This window comes from Fluviicola taffensis DSM 16823 (genome assembly GCF_943372375.1).
Taxonomy (GTDB): domain Bacteria; phylum Bacteroidota; class Bacteroidia; order Flavobacteriales_D; family Crocinitomicaceae; genus Fluviicola; species Fluviicola taffensis_A.
This window is the reverse complement of record NZ_CALRYJ010000001.1, coordinates 373,060-391,984: the sequence shown is the minus strand read 5'-3', so window position 1 is coordinate 391,984 and position 18,925 is coordinate 373,060. Positions and strand designations below refer to the sequence as shown.

20 protein-coding genes are annotated in these 18,925 nt (G+C 38.6%); 12 read left to right on the top strand and 8 right to left on the bottom strand.

Annotated features, from left to right (window positions below):
* Positions 1 to 50: 50 nt before the first annotated feature.
* The 9 genes from AAG807_RS01655 to AAG807_RS01615 all read left to right on the top strand — a co-directional run bounded on the left by AAG807_RS01655 (position 51) and on the right by AAG807_RS01615 (position 11,155).
* Positions 51 to 1,601, top strand: coding sequence for a hypothetical protein (locus tag AAG807_RS01655; protein ID WP_341900196.1), 1,551 nt, complete (start codon positions 51 to 53; stop codon positions 1,599 to 1,601).
* A 55-nt stretch (positions 1,602 to 1,656) separates the two neighbouring features.
* Entirely contained in the window at positions 1,657 to 2,688 is a 1,032-nt protein-coding gene (locus AAG807_RS01650) for a hypothetical protein (RefSeq protein WP_341900195.1), read from the top strand.
* Positions 2,689 to 2,694: 6 nt separating this feature from the next.
* Positions 2,695 to 4,734, top strand: coding sequence for a hypothetical protein (locus AAG807_RS01645; RefSeq protein WP_341900194.1), 2,040 nt, complete (start codon positions 2,695 to 2,697; stop codon positions 4,732 to 4,734).
* Between the two features lie 5 nt (positions 4,735 to 4,739).
* Positions 4,740 to 4,922 (top strand): hypothetical protein, encoded by a 183-nt coding sequence (locus AAG807_RS01640; protein WP_341900193.1) that lies wholly within the window; start codon positions 4,740 to 4,742, stop codon positions 4,920 to 4,922.
* Positions 4,897 to 5,202, top strand: coding sequence for a hypothetical protein (locus tag AAG807_RS01635; protein ID WP_341900191.1), 306 nt, complete (start codon positions 4,897 to 4,899; stop codon positions 5,200 to 5,202). The genes AAG807_RS01640 and AAG807_RS01635 overlap by 26 nt, the downstream gene beginning before the upstream one ends.
* Complete coding sequence (locus AAG807_RS01630; protein WP_341900188.1) at positions 5,186 to 5,953, top strand: hypothetical protein; 768 nt, start codon at positions 5,186 to 5,188, stop codon at positions 5,951 to 5,953. The genes AAG807_RS01635 and AAG807_RS01630 overlap by 17 nt, the downstream gene beginning before the upstream one ends.
* Before the next feature lie 172 nt (positions 5,954 to 6,125).
* The gene (locus tag AAG807_RS01625; protein WP_341900187.1) at positions 6,126 to 6,935 is read left to right on the top strand and encodes a hypothetical protein; all 810 of its coding nucleotides are present in this window, start codon (positions 6,126 to 6,128) and stop codon (positions 6,933 to 6,935) included.
* Positions 6,932 to 7,477 (top strand): hypothetical protein, encoded by a 546-nt coding sequence (locus tag AAG807_RS01620; RefSeq protein WP_341900185.1) that lies wholly within the window; start codon positions 6,932 to 6,934, stop codon positions 7,475 to 7,477. The genes AAG807_RS01625 and AAG807_RS01620 overlap by 4 nt, the downstream gene beginning before the upstream one ends.
* 30 nt (positions 7,478 to 7,507) lie before the next feature.
* On the top strand, positions 7,508 to 11,155 hold the full coding sequence (locus AAG807_RS01615; RefSeq protein ID WP_341900184.1) for a glycosyl hydrolase 108 family protein: 3,648 nt from the start codon (positions 7,508 to 7,510) through the stop codon (positions 11,153 to 11,155).
* A 49-nt stretch (positions 11,156 to 11,204) separates the two neighbouring features.
* Here AAG807_RS01615 and AAG807_RS01610 read toward each other — a convergent pair whose 3' ends face one another.
* The 5 genes from AAG807_RS01610 to AAG807_RS01590 form a co-directional block, all read right to left on the bottom strand.
* Positions 11,205 to 11,828, bottom strand: a complete 624-nt coding sequence (locus AAG807_RS01610; RefSeq protein WP_341900182.1) for a hypothetical protein — start codon at positions 11,826 to 11,828, stop codon at positions 11,205 to 11,207.
* 103 nt (positions 11,829 to 11,931) lie between these two features.
* Positions 11,932 to 12,081, bottom strand: a complete 150-nt coding sequence (locus AAG807_RS01605; RefSeq protein WP_341900181.1) for a hypothetical protein — start codon at positions 12,079 to 12,081, stop codon at positions 11,932 to 11,934.
* 21 nt (positions 12,082 to 12,102) lie between these two features.
* Positions 12,103 to 12,672: an NAD(P)H-dependent oxidoreductase gene (locus AAG807_RS01600; protein WP_341900179.1), complete on the bottom strand. Its 570-nt coding sequence runs from the start codon at positions 12,670 to 12,672 to the stop codon at positions 12,103 to 12,105.
* 65 nt (positions 12,673 to 12,737) lie between these two features.
* Positions 12,738 to 13,559: a helix-turn-helix domain-containing protein gene (locus AAG807_RS01595; protein ID WP_341900177.1), complete on the bottom strand. Its 822-nt coding sequence runs from the start codon at positions 13,557 to 13,559 to the stop codon at positions 12,738 to 12,740.
* 227 nt (positions 13,560 to 13,786) lie between these two features.
* Positions 13,787 to 14,443, bottom strand: coding sequence for an NAD(P)H-binding protein (locus AAG807_RS01590; RefSeq protein WP_341900175.1), 657 nt, complete (start codon positions 14,441 to 14,443; stop codon positions 13,787 to 13,789).
* Positions 14,444 to 14,549: 106 nt separating this feature from the next.
* Between AAG807_RS01590 and AAG807_RS01585 the strand changes: the two genes are divergently transcribed.
* Positions 14,550 to 14,900, top strand: coding sequence for a helix-turn-helix domain-containing protein (locus AAG807_RS01585; RefSeq protein ID WP_341900174.1), 351 nt, complete (start codon positions 14,550 to 14,552; stop codon positions 14,898 to 14,900).
* A 368-nt stretch (positions 14,901 to 15,268) separates the two neighbouring features.
* Here AAG807_RS01585 and AAG807_RS01580 read toward each other — a convergent pair whose 3' ends face one another.
* Genes AAG807_RS01580 through AAG807_RS01570 form a run of 3 tightly spaced genes read right to left on the bottom strand, consistent with a single transcriptional unit; the run spans position 15,269 to position 17,337 of the window.
* A complete protein-coding gene (locus AAG807_RS01580) occupies positions 15,269 to 16,027 on the bottom strand; it encodes a glucose 1-dehydrogenase (RefSeq protein WP_341900172.1) in 759 nt (252 codons plus the stop codon).
* 36 nt (positions 16,028 to 16,063) lie between these two features.
* Positions 16,064 to 16,519 (bottom strand): DinB family protein, encoded by a 456-nt coding sequence (locus AAG807_RS01575; RefSeq protein WP_341900170.1) that lies wholly within the window; start codon positions 16,517 to 16,519, stop codon positions 16,064 to 16,066.
* 26 nt (positions 16,520 to 16,545) lie between these two features.
* The gene (locus tag AAG807_RS01570; RefSeq protein WP_341900168.1) at positions 16,546 to 17,337 is read right to left on the bottom strand and encodes a glucose 1-dehydrogenase; all 792 of its coding nucleotides are present in this window, start codon (positions 17,335 to 17,337) and stop codon (positions 16,546 to 16,548) included.
* Between the two features lie 66 nt (positions 17,338 to 17,403).
* Here AAG807_RS01570 and AAG807_RS01565 point away from each other — a divergent pair, with 66 nt between their 5' ends.
* Complete coding sequence (locus tag AAG807_RS01565) at positions 17,404 to 17,754, top strand: helix-turn-helix domain-containing protein (protein ID WP_341900166.1); 351 nt, start codon at positions 17,404 to 17,406, stop codon at positions 17,752 to 17,754.
* A gap of 249 nt (positions 17,755 to 18,003) precedes the next feature.
* Positions 18,004 to 18,681 (top strand): DUF2461 domain-containing protein, encoded by a 678-nt coding sequence (locus AAG807_RS01560; RefSeq protein ID WP_341900164.1) that lies wholly within the window; start codon positions 18,004 to 18,006, stop codon positions 18,679 to 18,681.
* The last annotated feature ends 244 nt before the right edge of the window (positions 18,682 to 18,925 follow it).

Sequence of the window (18,925 nt, the reverse complement as noted above, 5' to 3'; positions counted from 1 at the left end):
GAATAACTAAATAAAAAAAGAATCTATAATTCAACTTTAAAATTGTAAAAATGAATATTGAAGACAAAATACGCCAGCATATCAATGATAATGGATTAACAGGTGTGATCACTCAAGTAAATGGCTTAATCAATAGCGCTAATTTATCCACGGTTGAACGAAAAATTATTTCGACTCCAGCTTTATATGCCACTTGTTTGGATTATGCATTTTTCGTAGAAAATGTGAATAATACAGATGTCAATGGAATCTTCCAGGCTTGTATGCGCAGTTTGCAGAAATTGGTTCAGGATTTTTATAGCGAATTAATCGATGAAGTCTTAACCGTAAGAGGAATTAGCTTACCGGCAGATGTCGATTTAGCAACGCAAATTAGTGAAATGATGTTAGGTGTAGTGATGCAATCTAATATATCAATTTCAACAGGTGAAGCGGCAGATGCCATCGTTGCTATTTACTACCGAGTGAAAGAATTGGGGCCAATTAATTATTTTGTACGCCAATACATTAATAATTCGGGCGATGTAGATCCAAATCAATTCACGGATAAGATCATCGATGCGATGGTGGATTATATGAGCTCGATGAAATTGGCTATTCCTCAAACAATTGGAGCATTGGATTCGGCCGTTACGAACCATTCATTTGATGAATATTTTGCACTGGCATTGGATTATGCATTGCGTGTAGAAAGTGGTGGTGTTGATCCGATTGATTTGTATCGAATTAAAGGAAGTCAAAATACATGGGATTTTTCTGTTGACCTTTTTGAAAGTTCTGCTAAACAAGGAATTGTTCCTAGAAATATATTGGGTGCCGGGGCATTGTATTACACCTACGTGTTGGGGGAGCAATTGCAATGTTTTAATTTGGCCGAAGCGTTGATATTGAAATGGGCTCGGGGGAATGTGTTTGTTTCGGATCCTTCAACTGAAGGGAAATTGTATCGTTTCTATAAGTTACTTGAAGAAAGAGCAAATAGCGACGAGCGAAGTATGTTGTTCAAACGAGTGCTTAATTTAAGCGATGCAACTTTATTGGAAGGCACTATTGTGAATGAGTCATTCTCACGTCTGTGGTCTGAATTAATGCATCAAATTGTGGAGTACATTACTAAAACGGAAACATCCAATAATCGTGATTTTGTTTCTCGTTTGCCGATCACCCAATTAATTCGTGAAATTCAATACAACTTAACATCGTTTTTCACGGGGATGGCTCATGTTCAGGCTACTGAAATGTACAACCATTTGCAAGATGCCATGGAAATTCTTTCAGATGATTCGATTATCAATCAAATTGCTCCTGGAAGAAGTAAGAACATTTGGTCTGTTATTGATGGTTTGCATAAAGAAACTTATGGTTCCGCACCGAATATTACAGCGTATAAAACAGCAGCTGTTGAGGGTTACAAATTGTTCCAGTATGTTTCAAACTTCAACGATGCGATGTTTGATAATAACCAATTTATCAGTTTCATTCAGTCAGCAGAGTCATACATCATAGCCTTGAGCCAGGAAGGATCCACGACAGATAATAGCGGAATCAGCAAAGGGGAATTAGCAGCAGTTGAAGAAGAATTTGAAGATTGGGACAATTAATTTGTTTACAACCAATCAATGATTTGTTCAAGTATTAAACTTAAAATATTCAATTATGCCAGAGTTATCTCCTGAAGAAATAAAAAATCTTGCGCGCTCCGAAGCAAAAGAAGTCCTTAGTAGGAGCAGTGCATTTCAAGTGATGTCCAGACCCGACCAAATGTCCATGTACAAAGACATGGTATTGGCCAATGCTAAACGTTTGTCCGAACAGCAGGGTAATGGAATGCTTGATAAAATGAGAGGATCTCAAACGGCTGATAGAGCCAGTGATCTAATCAAAGACAGTCGACATAAAGCAGACATTGGAAGAGGCGTCGAAGCTTTTGACGAACTCGTTGATACAGTCGATTTTCCAACGTTCGTAAAGGACCTTGTTAAGGGTGTGTTTGATGCAAACATGGCCGTAATGAAGGAACAAACTGAAAATTATATTCGTTTAATGAAAGAGGCGTCTAAGTCGGTTGCTCAATTTGTGAAGCAAGTGAGTGATGAGGATGCATTCGGTGAATTAGCCAATTCGAATGATAATTTCAATTTATCCTTTGATGAAGATGGAGCAAAATTAATGGGGAAAGACGGTGAGCCTGCTGATATGGAGGACAATGAAGTCAAAGCCGCAATAATGGATGCGAAATTGAAGATGGCAAAAGAACATCGCAAAATCCTGCAACAAATGATTATGATGGGAATTACCCGAATGGTTGTTGATAAAGGAACGATTAAAGCAGGTGTTGCATTTGACTTTAAATCCACAACTGATGCTTCTTTTCAAGACAAGGCGATGAACAAAAACAGTTCATCCGGAGGAACCCACATGAAAGCTAGCGGTGGATTAATCGGTTCCATATTTGGCGGTCCTTCCGGTGGTACGAGTAACTCGAGACAATCAACCTCGGTGAGCGTTTCGTCTGCAAAAAGTTCGATGCACGATGAATTGGCGGCAAAGTTAACCGGAAACGTGGAGCTACAGTTTTCAACCGACTACTTCAAGCTGGATAAGTTTGTAGATCTCTACAAAATTGAAAGTGATACTGAAATAGCTACTAATCCGAATCGCTCCAATCCGGCTGAAGCAAAAAAATAGATTGATATGGCACTTGCTCTCTTAAAATATGATGTGAATTCAGGGAATAATCAACAATTTTCCGGTGATATAGGTAAGAACCGCTATTTCCGGATTATTGTTGGTGGTGCTGAGACGTTCAGCCGTTATGGCGTTCCTTTGATTAAGGACCAAAAGTTTGCAAGTCCCATGTATGGACCTATTCTGGATTCATCATTTGGTAGAATACATTTTGAGATACCCGCAAATTTAATTACCCATGAATATGCGTATGTGCAATTGTATTCGTACAAGGACAAGGATGAAAATGGAATTGCTATTTCGTCTATTGTCCGCGTAATTCCCAGCTCAACGAATAACCATTCCATGCAAAATTCAGTTTCTTTTTCAGTTCAGACGAACCCTCCGGTTTTTATCGAAAAAGCAATGGGAAGTGTTGCTTTTCAATACAAAGAGAAGCCCGTTTCAAATGCATTGTTTTTAGATAAATTGATGGAGTTCTTGCCGAAAGCGATTCCCATGATTGGTAGTTTGCTCGGAGGAAAACCAAAAACGGACCAAAAAGGTGGAAGTAAATCCGGTTTACAGGATCAGTTATTAAAATTGATTCAAGATCCGGAACAGTTGCAAAAGGTAATGGATTTGCTAAAAGGATTATTGACCCCTGCTTCATCCGGTCAGGAAACCAAAAGTGAAAGTAAAAGTTATGCCCGGTCAACTAAGTGGTCAGGAGCTATGATGGACCCAATGACGATTATGACTCTGATTTCTGCCGTTACAGACGGATTACAGAAATTAGGAACCATTGGTGCTCAGATCAACAAAGATGAGCTGGATACGATTGTAAAACTGAATCCTGGAGTTGTAGATGCGGATGTACAAGGACTTTTGAATCAGATGAGCGTCTCAAGTACAAGTCGTGCGATGATGGATCCAGCGACAATTACCACCTTGATTTCCAGCATTACAGATGGTTTAGAGAAGCTGGGACAGATTGGTGCTGACATCAACAAAGATGAGCTGGATACGATAATAAAATTAAATCCGGGAGTTGTAGATGCGGATGTACAAGGGCTTTTAAATCAAATGGGAGTAAAAACCTACCCTTTCCCTTCCATTAAATTTAAGAACAGCGCTTTAGCCCGTTTGGAAATTCAAGGTTTAAGTGCCTTGTCCTATAGAAATCAATCGTGTTTTTGCTTTTCTTATGGCAGAGCAATGGGCTTCCCTCTAAAGATTAACGCGCCAAAAGAGATTCCGAAAGGAATTGTTCAATTGATTGTTCGGCGGGAAAATGGTGAGACACTGATTCAGCACCGCTTGGAACACAACGGATCGAATCAAGGGATTTTATCGATTGTACCTGAAATACCGGCCTATTTGGCGGATGATTTAATTCCCGGTGAAATGTACAAGGCATATATTGCGGTAATTTGGCGCGGGAAGAACGGTGAGAAATTGGGCGCATCGATTGACCTTCCGATCCTGGTTACTTCGGGTTATTTCTACGATAGAATCGGGTCGTCAAAAGAACCTGTTCCATTGAATGATATCAATACGTATCGTGCGTTTTGGCATAAAGTATGGCAATCTGATTTTACGGAAGATGTTGTGCGCTACGAGTTTGAATGCAAATATTACTTTGCTTTGGAGCACGGAAGAACCCGCAATGCACAAATGGAAACCATTGAGTTGATGTCTCCTGCAAGACCTCGAAAGATGGAAGGTAAAATGAAATCCGGATTGGTTATGAGTCCTACTGTACTCAATCAATTGCTACCTGCTCTTGGATCGTTTCCAATGCTCACGGAGCAGCAACTTGCTGCAGTAGAAGCGGAAGATTTTATTGTAAATCAGCAAAAAGCTTCCCGAACCGGTCTTGAATATAAAGGGAAAACGGGTGAAATGGCCGCACTTTGGGTTTATCCTGAAGTTCAGGCAACCGAAGTTTATTTGCGCAAGGAAGGGGCTGTAAATCAATATGGAAATGTTGAAAATACAATCGAAGAAGTCGTATTCTTTCCTTCCATCGTTTCGGCACATTTTATTGGTGTAACCTCAAATTAGTAACTATGAAAGAGCAAACGTTATTCCCTGCAGTCCAATCTGTTTCTGGTGCCTTTAGCGCACAAGATGCGACGGTATTACTGGATGGGTTGAAGGTGGTTTTTGACAAAAAAGTGACTGCAACTCCTGTAGATATTGACTATAAAATTTCAACAAAAACTTTTGAAAACAACGGAAAGAACATATAATCAAATTGACGAAAAGCTTCAGCCCTTTTCAGTGCTTATCGAGTCGTTGTCTGCTATTACGCATGCAGCACCGGAGTCTGATTTTTGGGAAGCGCTGAAGGTTGACAAGATTATAGTTGATCTACCCTTGGAAATAGATGTTTTGGTGAATGATGACAACACAATAACCTTAGGTTCGGCACCTCCGACTCAACATATCGAAACGAGTTTTATGCCGACGATACAAAATTTGAAATTAACAATTGTTAGACTAGAAGATCTCAATGGCGAACAAGAATAATAAATCTTGGCAATTAGAGGATTTTATTGATTCTCTGGTTTACGAGCTGGACAAGGCTCGTGAGACGCTTTCCATTAAGGGATTGAGTAGTCCGTTGACTTATGCTGTTAAAGATGTTTCGATGGAATTGCATGTGTTTCCGGAATACAATGGAAAAGATGTTCGTTTTGTTACGGCAGGTTCCGGCGAATCGGGTACTTCTAAAATTAGTCTGTCGTTAGGATCCATAACGGATCGTCAGATTCGGGAAACAGCAAAAAAACCAATTGAAGCAGACGATATCGCATTGGATGAAATTGAAGAAATTGATCCCGAAACGAAACTTCAATTGAACAGGATGGGAATAAGATCTGCCAAAGAGGTGGAAAAAATCCAAAATCAAAATATCAAGGTGAGTAAACCGGGAACAACAGGTGAAGGTGGTTCCTCAGGCAGCATTGATTTTAAAAAATTAGCAGGGTTAATAAATAAAGCTCAACGGGGTCAGAATCCACCAAAAGTATTTGCAGCTCAATTGGCAAATGTACAAGGGAAAAATGTTTTGGCAATTAAAGGGGAAAATCTGGTAATTAAAAATTCGGATCAGCTCAAAGCATTGTTAAATAGTAAGGAAGTAAGAGTTATTCAAGCGGGTGCAAATCAAATTGTGTTGGAATTGGCTGAGTTGCCATCAAAAAAAGACAACCAATTGATTGTCCAATTGGACGAACATACGGTCTTTAATCTGAATGTTACTGCAAATCCTAAGTGAGCTTGTATTAAAAAACAAAAATAGTATGGTACCAGAATTTAAGAAATTAATGCATAAAAGAGCTTCAAAAGGTCATTATGATCATAAAAAACCAATAAAATTGATGTTTAAGGATGGCTTAATCGTAAACAACAACACCCACGAAAAAAGTCACAAATCCTATCATCATGGCATGAGTATACAATCTGATGCATTCAACTATTTGCACGAGGCATTTGAGGCGGACGATGATCATGAAGAGGATGAGAACATCCAGTTTGATGACGACAATGAAGATCAAAGTGAACTAGCAATGGCGAAAGCATACGATTTGTCGGGGGAGGAAACTTATGCTACAGCTAAAGCCTATGATGATGATGATGACTTCCATCCTTCAGCAGATTTGAAGGAAGAACCGGCAGATCGAAACAATCCTTTTTCAGATGTTTTTCAGGTGGATGATCATTTATTTGAAGAAGACACGAATTCAAGAAAGGACAATGCTATAGAAGACGAAGATATTAACGATCAATTTGCTCGTGATTTGCAAGCCGTGCTGTCAGGTCAGAAAAGCTTAGCACAATTAACGGAATATGCAGATGATACCCATGCAAAAGAAGAGCAAACGAAACCGACAAATGATCCGTCCGTGCAGCAGGTGGAAGAAAAAATGGTGAAAGATGAAGCTGTTTTTGAACAATTAGCGCTTGATATGAATCGTTTGCAAACCTTCCAATTGGGTGATGTGCATCTGGAAGAAATTTTTGATAGTGTAGATGCCGACTTATTGAAGGAGACTTCGCAAAAACAAAAATTGGAAGACGTAGTTACAGAGGCTGCAATGACTTTGGATGGAATGGAAATGGCAGAAGATTTTGAGTATATGGAATCTTTAGCCGAATCAAATTCAGATAATCAGCAAAGAACAGAAACCAACAATAACTATGAAGATGCCGAAATTATTGTGGATGAGGTGGAAACAAATGAATCTGCTGAATTATGAACAGATTATTGAAACTTCAAAGTAGGGTTCAAGGGTTTGGCCAACCACCAAAAGCTGATTTTCAAATCAATGGAAGTGGATTAAAACAACCTGCGCTGCCTGTATCTGTACAAAATGCTTCGTCGGCTTACCTGCTTGTTGTAGGACAACTCATGCGTAGTGGTCAAAACACCTTACTTCCGCGAATGTCTGTGCAATTGGAAGGGATTTTTGTTCAAGGTAAACGATTGTCAACAAAATCGGTGGTAGATTTTGCAAAAACAGATAGCAAAGGTTCGTTTGTTTTGCTAGTCTCGTATCCAGTTGAACTAAAAAACAGCTTGTTACAAGCAAAAGCAAGAATTCAAGTAGCTGGTCAGGATGGGGCTTTTGAACTGCCGATTTTACCATACGAAGGTTCGGGGAATAGCGAATGGAAGAAAATGCTCCGGGAAAAACCTGTAAACAGTGTTTTGCATCGATTGCATTTGCCTTCTGAAGAAAAACTACTGCAGTCAAAACAGCTTGAATTAATAGCTGTTGATACGATAAAAATAAATTAATCACTACTCACAATTAATAAAATTCAGATTATGGAAAATTTCATAAAGAAACGTAAGGATAGAAATGTTTTACTTGAAATTGAAAGGGCTCAAAAGAAATTGCCTCAAAATCTGGGCTACGGAAGGTCATTGTCAGATTTATCAATGGCAAAAACAGGTACGTCCCATGATTATGTTATCGCAAATAATGGAACAATCACTTATACTGCCGGAACGAATACGACACATCGCTATTTTTTTGAAGGCAACCAAAATCCAACCTATACCTTAGTTACTAATGCTAGTGGATTGGTACAGTTCCCGGATAACGGAATTGGCTTTGCACGCTACGGGACGGTGGATGCAGGAGGAACTGATAACGGGGTAGCTTACGGTCCCGGAGACCATTTTTTGCTTCCTATTACTGCTGCGGCGTTGTTCGGTTTGATGCGTCGATTGAATGCAGACCATCAGTTTACCGTTTCTCTTGGAGACATGTCTTCTTCGAATGGAAGAGATCCCTGGCAAGCAGGTTTCGCTCACCATGCAGGACACGGTCATAATGGAAACCGCTCCGGTTTAGATGTCGATTTCCGCTATTTAAATCGTCAAGGAACCAGTTTTCAAGCGGAAAACGCATTTAACAATCCGAATTTTAGTCGAGAAAATAACCAAACGCTTTTCGATACTGCCAGACAATTCGGTTTCACATCAAATTTCCAGGGAAACAGCGGTAATCTGAACAATGTAGCAAGAGAGGATGGACATAACGATCACGGACATCTCGGTTTTGTAAGAAATAATGCGACAATCGTAACCACTACATCAGGTTCCAAATCGCTTAGTCTCTCTTATGAAAAAGCACGCGTCTCTGCCTTGAGTATTCCAAAAACCTGGGACACTCACACCGATAAAAGAATTCTGGAATTGCATCCGGATATCAGAATGACGGTTGCAGAGTACATCAACCTGATGGATACGAAGCACGGAATGAAGCTTCGTGTAACCGATAATCCGTATCGTACATTTGAAGAACAGGATGAATTGTATGCGCAAGGCAGAACGAAACCCGGAAAAAAAGTAACGAATGCACGTGCGGGAGAAAGTTACCACAATTATGGATTGGCCATTGATGTGGTAGAAATTAAACCGCAATTTGGCTACGAAAAAGGCTATGACCAAAAGCGATGGAGCTTAATTGGAAAAGAAGGTAAAGCAATGGGCTTTGAATGGGGCGGAGATTTTAAAAACCTTGTAGATAAGCCACATTTGCAAATGACCTTTGGGTACAGCGAAGGTCAGTTATTGGCATTGGTAAAAAAAGGTGCTTTGATAAAAGGGACCACCTATGTTCAATTAACTAATAAAACGAGCAAAGGCCAATCGTATTATAGCGGAGGTTTGACCAGACCTACACAGATGAGTGCAAATGGTATCGCATTCCTGAAACGATGTGAAGGATACCGTGATTATGTCTACGATGATGCAAATCCGAATGTGCAAAACCCAACTACATGGAGAGGGTTTTTAACGATCGGTCACGGACATCGCTTAACAAATGCAGAAGTGCAGGCATACCGACAAGGAACTTATCAATTCCAAAATGGAATTACGGCAGCGCAAGCAGAAACGCTTTTGGAAGGTGATTTAGCTTGGGCTGAAAATGCAGTAGCTAATTTTGTCACCACCACATTAGCTCAACATCAATTCGATGCGGCCGTAAGTTATGTCTACAATGCAGGTACCGGAAACACCTTATCCATGAATTTTGGGACCTTAATCAATAACGGAGAATTCGCCGCTGCTGCACTTGAAATGGATATTGTTACTTCAGGCGGTGTTAAGAAAAGAGGTCTTTTCAGACGTAGAAATGCAGAATACGATTTATTTCAAAATGGTGTTTACGGGAATTTCAATACGTATGAAGACACTTTCTTAACGTTTAAAACATCGGTTAGATTATCCTCATCCCAGTCCTTTTCAGATCCTTTTCCCCACATTAAAAGTGCTAAGTTTAAAGCCTTTTTGCCTACCATTTTGAAGCATGAAGGAGGATTTGTGAATAATCCGGCTGATCCGGGAGGTGCGACCAATAAAGGAATAACCATAGCAACTTTCCAAAAATATGGAGAATCACTTTTAGCGATCGAACCGACTTTGGAGAATTTAAAAAAACTGACCGATGAACAAGCCGGACTGATTTACGAGCAGATCTACTGGAACAAATTGTCAGGCGAAGACATCAAGGATGTACAGGTTGCCTATCAATACGTGGATTTCTATATCAATGCCGGATCAAATGCTATTCGTACCATGCAACGAACTTTGAATGGATTAGGAAAGTCGGTAGCAGTTAGCGGAATTATGGATCGGGATATATTGGATGCAATAAATGCATTAAATGCAGAACAGGTCTTCAACGCCTTCCGTTCAAGACGGATCCAATACTACGAACATTTGGTACAAAAGAAACCTCAAATGGAACAATTCCTGAAAGGTTGGAAAAACCGTGCAAATAGCTTCGTTTATTCATCCGGTGGAATGTCCGAGGGTAGAAGTTTTATAAACGCGTTTGGTCTGAATCCGAATGATTATACCTGGGAAACATACAAGGTTAAGGCAGGTGAAACTTTGTGGTCCATTATTCGCAGCAAATGGAATCTTCCGGCTTCTGATGCATCGAATGTCAAACAAGTAAAAGAACTTGTGGAAATGGTCATTTCAAAAAATGGGAAATCAGATTCGTGGCAACCCGGATTAAACGATGCCATTCAGATTCCGACAGCCAAAAAAAGTTCGTCTGTTGCCGGCACCAGTAATCTGAATCCAACAGATTACAACTGGACAACATATAAAGTGAAGGCAAATGAAGGATTGTGGTCCATTATCCGCAGCAAATGGAACCTTCCCGCTTCGGACGCATCAAATGCCAAACAAGTAAAAGAACTGGCTGACATGACCATTTCAAAAAATGGAAAATCAGATTCGTGGCAGCCTGGTTTGAATGAGACCATTCAGATTCCGATTTCGAAGAAAGGTTCCTCGGCTCCTACCCCTAGTCCTGTAAAGACTACAGGTGGAAGTAGCACATTGACCAACGGTTGGTTTAGCGATAGCAAGATAAAAATTGATAAAGTTAAAGAAGCCGATCACGGGGCGATGACACCGGTTGCAATTGTTTTACATCGAACGGAAAATGACAGTACAGATAATACCGTGGAAGGATTTAAAAAAGGGATTGCGGCGCATTTTGTTGTAGGAAAAGATGGCGCAATCATTCAAACGGTCGGGACTAATCGAATTGCTCACCATGTTGGAAAGATCCGATCCAAATGCGAGCAAGAAAAATCCTGTTCAGTAGATGATGCAAAAATCATTAAAGACCTTTGGAGTGAAAAGATAATATATGGTGATAAGGTTCACAAAGTCTATAAGCATGAATCTAAAAAATCATATCCGAATCGATACCCTTTTAATGAAGATTCCATTGGAATTGAAGTAGTGGGTGCTTACCACGAGTCTACTAAAACATGGGATTCTGTTCCTACTGCACAAGCAGATTCAACAGCCTATTTGGTTAATTTATTAAAGAAACAATTGAGTTTAAGCAACACGGATATTTATACACATGAGCAAATATCTTACAAAACGGAAGGTGAAGGACAAACGGTTTACAATGCAATCAAGTCCAAGATTTAATACCTCTGACGGTAACAAAAAATGGGGGAAGTTCACTTCCCCCATTTTTTTATGCTTTTGGCTGAGCTTGTTTGACAATTTTTGGTGCAGCCTTTTTAACTATTTTCGATTTTACGATAGGCTTGGGTTTTGTTTCTTGCGGTGGAGTTTTCTGTTCTGCAATCACTCCATCCTTAACTTCTTTCACAGGTTCTTGCTTCACATCAGGTGGGGTATCAGTAGTTGTTTCTTTTGGAATAGTTGCCTTTTCACTCCATCCAAAACCAGCAAATATCTCCGGAATGACGTAAACAAAAGCCTTGAAAGTTTCGTCTGAGACATTCCTGTTTTTTACAAGTATTTCAGCTTCAAGCGCATAGTTTATTTTTGTTCTGCCATTTGGATTAATCACTTGAGGAGTTAACCAGGTGATAAAATCATCTTCGCTATTGGTGGGTTTATTGCTCGTAGATTTCAGATTGAGAATACTTAGACTTTCGTACCCATTCGGTATTGGTAGTATGGAGGAATCTTCTGCATAATCAATTTCATAGATTCCGGCATACATGCCAAATTTGAGTCGATGTGTGCGTTCGGCTTGGGTAAATGATACGTCGAATTTTAATGAAATTTTAGCACGGTTTTTTGTTTTTCCACGAACTACTTTGAGTTCCAGGTTTTTTATTGTTGCCATGAATAGAGGTTTTATAAATCACGCTTAAATTAAGTATTTTTTGTATTAACCAATGCTGTTAAACAAGGATTTTACAGAATAATTTTTAGCTTGAAAAATGACCTTATTTCCAAGCCATAAATCCTTCGTAAGCAAAGTATAATACCGTTACATAAAAACTGTATTTGATTAGTTTCTTTACTACTTTGTAGCTTTTAAAAAGTAATGGATTCATCACCCATTTGTTAGCTGTTGTTTTTGCTGTTTGTTCCATTTGGATTGATTTTAGTTCGTATTAAAAAGACTTTTTAATTTCGATTGTCCAATTCTCGATGCTTTCAGGAAGGGGTCTATCGGCTTTGTCAAAAAAGAAATGTTCTTCAACTTCCAACCCTGAGTATAGGTAAATCCCTTTGTCGGAAGTCAGCAGTAAAGCTTTGTCCATTCCGATTGCTTCATATTCTGATTTTGATTTTCCGTGTGTATTGATAATGAAAGCTTTCTTGCCAACAAGTAATCCTTTTTGGATACCTTGATCGTATCGATAGGCAAAACCATAGCTAAAAACCCGGTCAATATATCCTTTCATGATGGCAGGTAAACCAGTCCACCAAATTGGATGAATGAAGGTGATGCAATCTGCCCAGGTAATGAAGTCTTGTTCTTGTTTTACATCTTCTGCTACCAATCCATTTCGTTGACCTGCCATATCTTCCAAAGAAAGTATCGGGTTAAAGTTTAATTGATATAAATCCCTTACGATCACTTCGTGTTTACCTTGTTCAAGATGTTCAACAAGTGTGTTTTTGAAATGGCTGTTTAAGCTATTGGGATTAGGATGGGAATAAATAATTAAATGTTTCATCGTTTTGTATTTTGATGAAACAAATGTAGGATGCGGTTATCGGCTAAAATTGTAAGAAAACGAAATCAGGATATTGGATTGCAAATGTCCTGTTGAAATTGGAGGTATTTGGTTGGACTAAGGTTGAGGTAGTGCTTAAAGTCTTTTATAAGCTGACTTTGGTCATAATAACCACATGCTGCTACAATTTCAAACCAATCTATTTTTGAAGTGGAGGAAGCCAGGCTTTGAATGAGTTCCACTGTTTTTAAGAACCGTTCATAGCGATTATGTTCTTTAGCGGAATAACCAAAGTGCTTTTTATGGTTGAGTTGTATATTTCGCTCTGTCTGGCTATTCTGACAGGCAACAGATTTGATCGGATTTAAGGATTGCTCCTTGAAGTTTGCTAATTGTTCGGCAATTGCATTCCGATTTACTAAATAAGGCTCACTGAATTTAAGGAGGTGCTCAGCTCTTGCATGGATATCGGTCAATTTACTCAGTTCAAACCACAACATGCTAAAGCAATCGTCATTTACTAAATCCTCCGGATTCATAGGTACGTGCTCAGCAATTGCTGCATTACCGAAAAAACGGTAAAAAGCGTCATCTTTAAAATTGATGGTTAGTATTTCGGAATTTGGAGGGAGAGCGTAATCAAAAGCGTGCTTAATCGGACCAATCATCAGGTATTTGTCGATCTCTATCCGCGTCTGTTGTTTGGAAAGTAAATAGGGTTTTTCTCCGAAACTGAGAATCAAAATGGTTTGGTAGGACGGCAATAATGTTTTGGTGATGAGTTCGTTTGACTTGTTTTCAGCAAAATAAAAATGAGTAAATACTTCTTCAAATCTGGTCGGTATCGCTATTCTAAAGTTAGTGTATTCCGGATTGTTTTCTATCATTTTGTTTGCCTTTTAAAACGATTGTTGATTAGAATTACCACTGTTCAAAGTTAGCACTTCTGTCCCAATTTTAAAAAACAGGTCAGAATGGGAAAGGTGATTGATTTTAGTAAAATCTGATTTTGTTACTTGGATGCAGCGATGTAATTTCCACTATTACTTAAATCGTTGCTTCTGTCTTTCAAATTCACGGTTTCCACGATTGTCAGATTTGAAATCTTATAGGTTTATCTTTCCGATAATATCGGTGTTTTATGAATGAAACCGGTTGTTTCCAAATTGTCAATCATAAACTTGGCTAACTGTTTTCGGCTCATTTTAAAAGGCTTTGGCGTTTTATCGTAACAAACGTCCAATTTTCGCAATATTTCTTGGTTGTTCAGTCCAACAGGTCTTACAATTGTCCAATCAAGTTGCGAATTTTGAAGTAATTGTTCCTGCTTGTTATGGTCAGCAAACACTATTTTGAAATTGGATATTTTGATAAACAACTTCATAAACCAAGGTGCGTATTTGTATGAGTTTCCAACGCCAATGGAAGATAGAGAAATAATACGTTTTATGCCATGTTCACGCATACATTCTATAACGTTGTAAATGGTCTTTTCTAAGGTATGAGGCGGGTCTATCTTTTTAAACGAAATACTGTCCTTTTCAGAAAGGGCACTTAATACGTTAATTACATAGTCACAGTTTTCTATTGCCTGTCGAATGTCTTGAATGTTTGTTGGTTGTCCTTTTATGACAGTTAATTTGTCTGAACTCAAACTTATCTTTTCGGGATTTCGGACCAAAGCTGTTACGGAATATCCTTGTCCCAGGGCGTATTCTACTGCCAATTTTCCTGTTCGTCCTGTTGCACCTAAAATCAATATTCGTTTCACTTTGTATCTGTTTTAATGTTCTGTCGCAAAATTATCTACATTCGCTAAACAATCGTAAGCACTATACTAATAGTAAGCGCTATACTAATAGTAAGCACAGTAACAAATGAAACAAGAAACACAAAACAATGACTGTTCAAAAGCCGATTTAATGGCTGTCAAAGATGCTTTGGAAGTACTTAACGGTCGGTGGAAATTACAGATATTAATTGCTTTGTTAAACGGTACCAAACGGTTTAAGCAAATTGCGAGGGAAATAGATGGAATAAGCGACAGAATGTTGTCAAAGGAGTTAAAAGATTTGGAAGAAAATCAACTAGTTGTTCGTAAAGTTTATGATGCTTTTCCCCCGATTGTTGAGTATTCCACTACCAAACACGCAGAAACTTTAAGTACTGTTATTTATGCGCTCCGTGAATGGGGCTATCTTCATAGAAAGAAAATTATCGGGAAATAGGTGTTTTTTGTCACGGTAAGTGGTTAATGCAATCCTTTCCGCAGTGGTGTAAGTGTTAATCCTCTCTGCGCCTATGCTAGAGCTCTTCACCTTCGCGTAACTGCTATGGTGGAGCAAGGTCAGCGCCAGGATAAAGGGGAAACGAAATCCCAGCTTCGAACACGAATTCCGCTCTCAAAACTCACACTCGTCCCTGAAAGAAAAGAACGAAACACAGAATTTTCGGAGCGAGTTTGAGTTTGAGAGAAGGGGGCAAAAAAGAAACGGGATCATTACTTTCGTAACACTCCCGTTCTTTTTTGTGAGGCTACCGCAACTAGAGTCGAACACGATGGATGAGATTTTATCGTAGGGACTTAATTACGAATTTAAAAACCATACATACCTCCGGAAACTGAAATTTGCTCACCTGTAATCCAAGCTGCATCTGCAGAAGCAAGAAATACAGCCGCTTTTGCAATATCTTCCGGTAAGCCTCTACGACCAAGCGGTGTATTGGCAATAAACATTTTTTCATATTCACCACCAACCGTAACACCAGCATTAATAGCACCTTCTGTCTCTGTAGCACCAGGTAAAATAGAATTGACACGAATATTTTTCGCACCTAATTCTTTTGACAATGAAATTGTTATAGCATCAAGTGCCGCTTTACTTGAAGAATATAATGAAGCTGATGGAAGGGGCATTTTACTTGCACCTGAACTGATGTTGATGATATTGCCTCCCTTGTCACCAAACAGTTCCAAAGATTGCTGAATCGCAAGTATCGATCCAAGGACATTGGTATTGAAATGCTGGTGAAAAGATTCTACTGATACGTGTTCAATGGGTGTATATCCTTGAAAAGCTGCATTATTAACCAAAATATCGAGAGTACCGAAGGCATTCTTTGTTTCTTGAAACAATCTAATGACATCTGCTTCTTTCGATACATCACCCTGAACCGCAATTGCTACGCCTCCTTGATCTGTTATTGCTTTCACCAATTTATCTGCTGCTTCTTTGCTTGAAGCATAATTGACAACAACTTTTGCACCCTCTTTGGCAAATGCCTTTGCAATTCCTGCACCGATTCCTTTTGATGCACCTGTAACTACCGCTACTTTGTTATTTAATTTACTCATTTTGTTATTTAATTAATGTTTATGCGTTTTGTTAATTCAAACCGTCGTATTGATAGATGTTCGTATCTGATTAATTTTGGCAATGTGACCCGATTCATGTTTGATTAAAAGCTCTAGTGTGCTAGTAAAATCCAAATTGCCAAAAGCTTTAAAATCTTTGAACATTCCTTTATCGAAATCAGATTTTAATAAATCCAATATGGGAAGCAACAATTCTTTTATTTCCTTAAATTCTAAATCAATATTAATTGAGCCAGGTTTGGTTCCTGACATGTAATTTTGAATGAAATGCTGCTGAATATGTGGATCAAGCTGTCTAGCCGAATAAAGGTGAAATTGTGGTATCACCAAAATGTGACCAAGGTTCCAAAGAATATTATTGTTGCTCCCATCTGGTATAAACCCTAAAGTTTCATTACTCAAACCATTCAATTGCAAGAGCAACGCTGATCTTTGATTTTTTAATACTTCAATGTGTGATGTAATATCCATTTATTTAAAAATTGGTTTTAGAATTATTATTTAGCCAGATAGGACATACCTCCATCTACAAGGATTTCAGCGCCAAGTATAAACGAGGAATCATCAGAAGCGAGAAAAACTGCTGTTTTACCAATATCAGATGGTTGCCCAATTCTTCCTATTGGCATTTCACTCGCAAAGTGTGTTTTTATAACGTCAATTTGATCTTCGGGAATAAACTTGTCAAATGCTGGTGTATCTGTTGTGCCGGGTGTTATAACATTTACTCTGATTTTTCTGCCTAAAAGGTCACTTGAAAATGCTTTTGCAAAAAAGATTACAGCTGATTTTGCAGCACCATAAAGCGTGAAATTTGGATATGCCCGATGTGCTGCGTTTGACCCGATAAGAATAATAGAGCCGCCATCATTCATATAAGGCAGTGCTTTATTAACGGTGAAGTAAACACTTTTCAGGTTTAAGTCAATTGTCTGGTCAAATTCGGCTTCGCCAAGAGTTGCCACAGTTCCGACAGTTCCACCACCTGCATTGGCTACTATCACATCTATTTTACCAAACTTTTCAGATGTTTCTTTAAATACTCTTTCCAGATCGGCAAGGTTTGTTACATCGGCATTTATGGCTATAAAATTATCACCAAGTTTAACCACAGAACTATCTAAAGTTTGCTGATTTCTGCCAACAATAACTCCTTTTGCACCTTCATTTTTTAATGCTTCAGCAATACCAAATCCAATACCACTATTACCACCTGTAATCACGGCTACTTTGTTTTTTAAACTCATTTTTTCTATTTTTTTACAATTGTTTCGTAAAGGTACCTTCATTAGTATATATTTGTAACCATAAAGATGTATTCTGGTTACCAGTAAGTAACCACTAATTAAAAAACGATGAGAGACGAGAAATTTTGCAATTCAAATTGCCCGTTTACAAGAGCGATTGGGACCATTGGTAATAAATGGAAGCCGATAATTATAAATGTAATTAGCACTCGCACTATTCGGTTTGGACAGTTAGATGCCATTATACCGCACATAACTCGAAAAGTGCTTACCGAACAGCTAAAAGAATTGGAAGAAGATGGTATCTTAGAAAGATTTGCCTATAAAGAACTACCGCCAAGGGTAGAATATAAATTGTCTGAAAAAGGTCTGGCTTTTTTGCCGATTTTAGAAAGTATTAAAGAATGGAATCACAAATATGAAACAGTTCCTATACTCAAAGAGGAAGTTAGTGTATGATTATATTCATTTGTAATTTGAAAAATTTAGGATTTTGATAACAAGTCTCAGATTGAAAAGAGCATTCAACTTGCGTCAAACACTCTTTTTCTTTTCGTGATCCTGATTAGAGATATTTCGAACTATTTGATAGACGATTTAAATTCTTTACTCTAATTCTCCCTCACTCTCAATACTCACACTCGTCCCTGAAAGAAAAAGTCTAAATTAAGTGTGAGCATAGGGCTTACTTCTTCATACCTTTATACTATGATACAACAATATACGCTGGATTTTCTGTCCGATCTAAAAGCAAATAACAACCGTGATTGGTTTCAAACAAACAAACTAGTTTATGATAAGGCGCATCAAGATACCATTGCTTTTGCGGATTCTTTGCTCGAAAAAATGAGGGTTCATGACTCAATTGAAACACCATCAGGGAAAGCAAGTTTGTTTCGTATTTATGCCGATACACGCTTTTCAAAAGATAAAGCACCCTACAAAACACATTTCGGAATCCGATTCAGCAGAGCAACAACCTATTTGCGAGGTGGATACTATTTTCACCTGGAACCAGGAAACAGTTTTATGGCCGGAGGATTCTTTTCTCCAAATCCGGATGATTTAAAACGCATTCGGGAGGATATCAGTTTCCATTACGAAGAATGGAAGGAACTGGTAAGTCAGCCTAAATTTATTGAGGTATTCGAGGAATTAAAGGGTGATGGAGTAAAAACAGCCCCAAAAGGTTTTGATAAGGATCATCCGGCTATTGAGCTATTGCGGAAAAAGCAATTTATTTTGAGACATGATTTTACGGACAAGGAAGTACTGCAATCAGACTTCGTGGAAAGACTAGATCAAACATTCCAGGAACTTCGTCCGTTTTTCGATTACATGAGTGAAGTGTTAACTACAAATTCGAATGGGGAATCGATCTTATAAGAAAGTTAATGTATTTGGACCGTTGACAATGATCAAAAACGGGGATAAATCAATGGTTTGCGGGAGATTTTACTTCACCACCATTCTTAATCCTCCCTCAGGGAGGAAAATCAGATTGAAGCTTCGAACACGGATTTCCTTCCTCATTCTCCGCTCTCATTCTCGCTCTGTAAAAAGAAAAGCCTCCAAAGTCGAACACCCTTAATCAAGATTAAGAGACAGCATAGTTATTTAAAAGATTTGC

Bases quoted from the DNA above. Each gene is read 5' to 3' on its own strand.
- AAG807_RS01655 (WP_341900196.1), top strand. From the start codon at position 51: ATGAATATTGAAGACAAAATACGCCAGCATATCAATGATAATGGATTA.
- AAG807_RS01650 (WP_341900195.1), top strand. From the start codon at position 1,657: ATGCCAGAGTTATCTCCTGAAGAAATAAAAAATCTTGCGCGCTCCGAA.
- AAG807_RS01645 (WP_341900194.1), top strand. From the start codon at position 2,695: ATGGCACTTGCTCTCTTAAAATATGATGTGAATTCAGGGAATAATCAA.
- AAG807_RS01640 (WP_341900193.1), top strand. From the start codon at position 4,740: ATGAAAGAGCAAACGTTATTCCCTGCAGTCCAATCTGTTTCTGGTGCC.
- AAG807_RS01630 (WP_341900188.1), top strand. From the start codon at position 5,186: ATGGCGAACAAGAATAATAAATCTTGGCAATTAGAGGATTTTATTGAT.
- AAG807_RS01625 (WP_341900187.1), top strand. From the start codon at position 6,126: ATGAGTATACAATCTGATGCATTCAACTATTTGCACGAGGCATTTGAG.
- AAG807_RS01620 (WP_341900185.1), top strand. From the start codon at position 6,932: ATGAACAGATTATTGAAACTTCAAAGTAGGGTTCAAGGGTTTGGCCAA.
- AAG807_RS01615 (WP_341900184.1), top strand. From the start codon at position 7,508: ATGGAAAATTTCATAAAGAAACGTAAGGATAGAAATGTTTTACTTGAA.
- AAG807_RS01610 (WP_341900182.1), bottom strand. From the start codon at position 11,828: ATGGCAACAATAAAAAACCTGGAACTCAAAGTAGTTCGTGGAAAAACA.
- AAG807_RS01605 (WP_341900181.1), bottom strand. From the start codon at position 12,081: ATGGAACAAACAGCAAAAACAACAGCTAACAAATGGGTGATGAATCCA.
- AAG807_RS01600 (WP_341900179.1), bottom strand. From the start codon at position 12,672: ATGAAACATTTAATTATTTATTCCCATCCTAATCCCAATAGCTTAAAC.
- AAG807_RS01595 (WP_341900177.1), bottom strand. From the start codon at position 13,559: ATGATAGAAAACAATCCGGAATACACTAACTTTAGAATAGCGATACCG.
- AAG807_RS01585 (WP_341900174.1), top strand. From the start codon at position 14,550: ATGAAACAAGAAACACAAAACAATGACTGTTCAAAAGCCGATTTAATG.
- AAG807_RS01580 (WP_341900172.1), bottom strand. From the start codon at position 16,027: ATGAGTAAATTAAATAACAAAGTAGCGGTAGTTACAGGTGCATCAAAA.
- AAG807_RS01575 (WP_341900170.1), bottom strand. From the start codon at position 16,519: ATGGATATTACATCACACATTGAAGTATTAAAAAATCAAAGATCAGCG.
- AAG807_RS01570 (WP_341900168.1), bottom strand. From the start codon at position 17,337: ATGAAGGTACCTTTACGAAACAATTGTAAAAAAATAGAAAAAATGAGT.
- AAG807_RS01565 (WP_341900166.1), top strand. From the start codon at position 17,404: ATGAGAGACGAGAAATTTTGCAATTCAAATTGCCCGTTTACAAGAGCG.
- AAG807_RS01560 (WP_341900164.1), top strand. From the start codon at position 18,004: ATGATACAACAATATACGCTGGATTTTCTGTCCGATCTAAAAGCAAAT.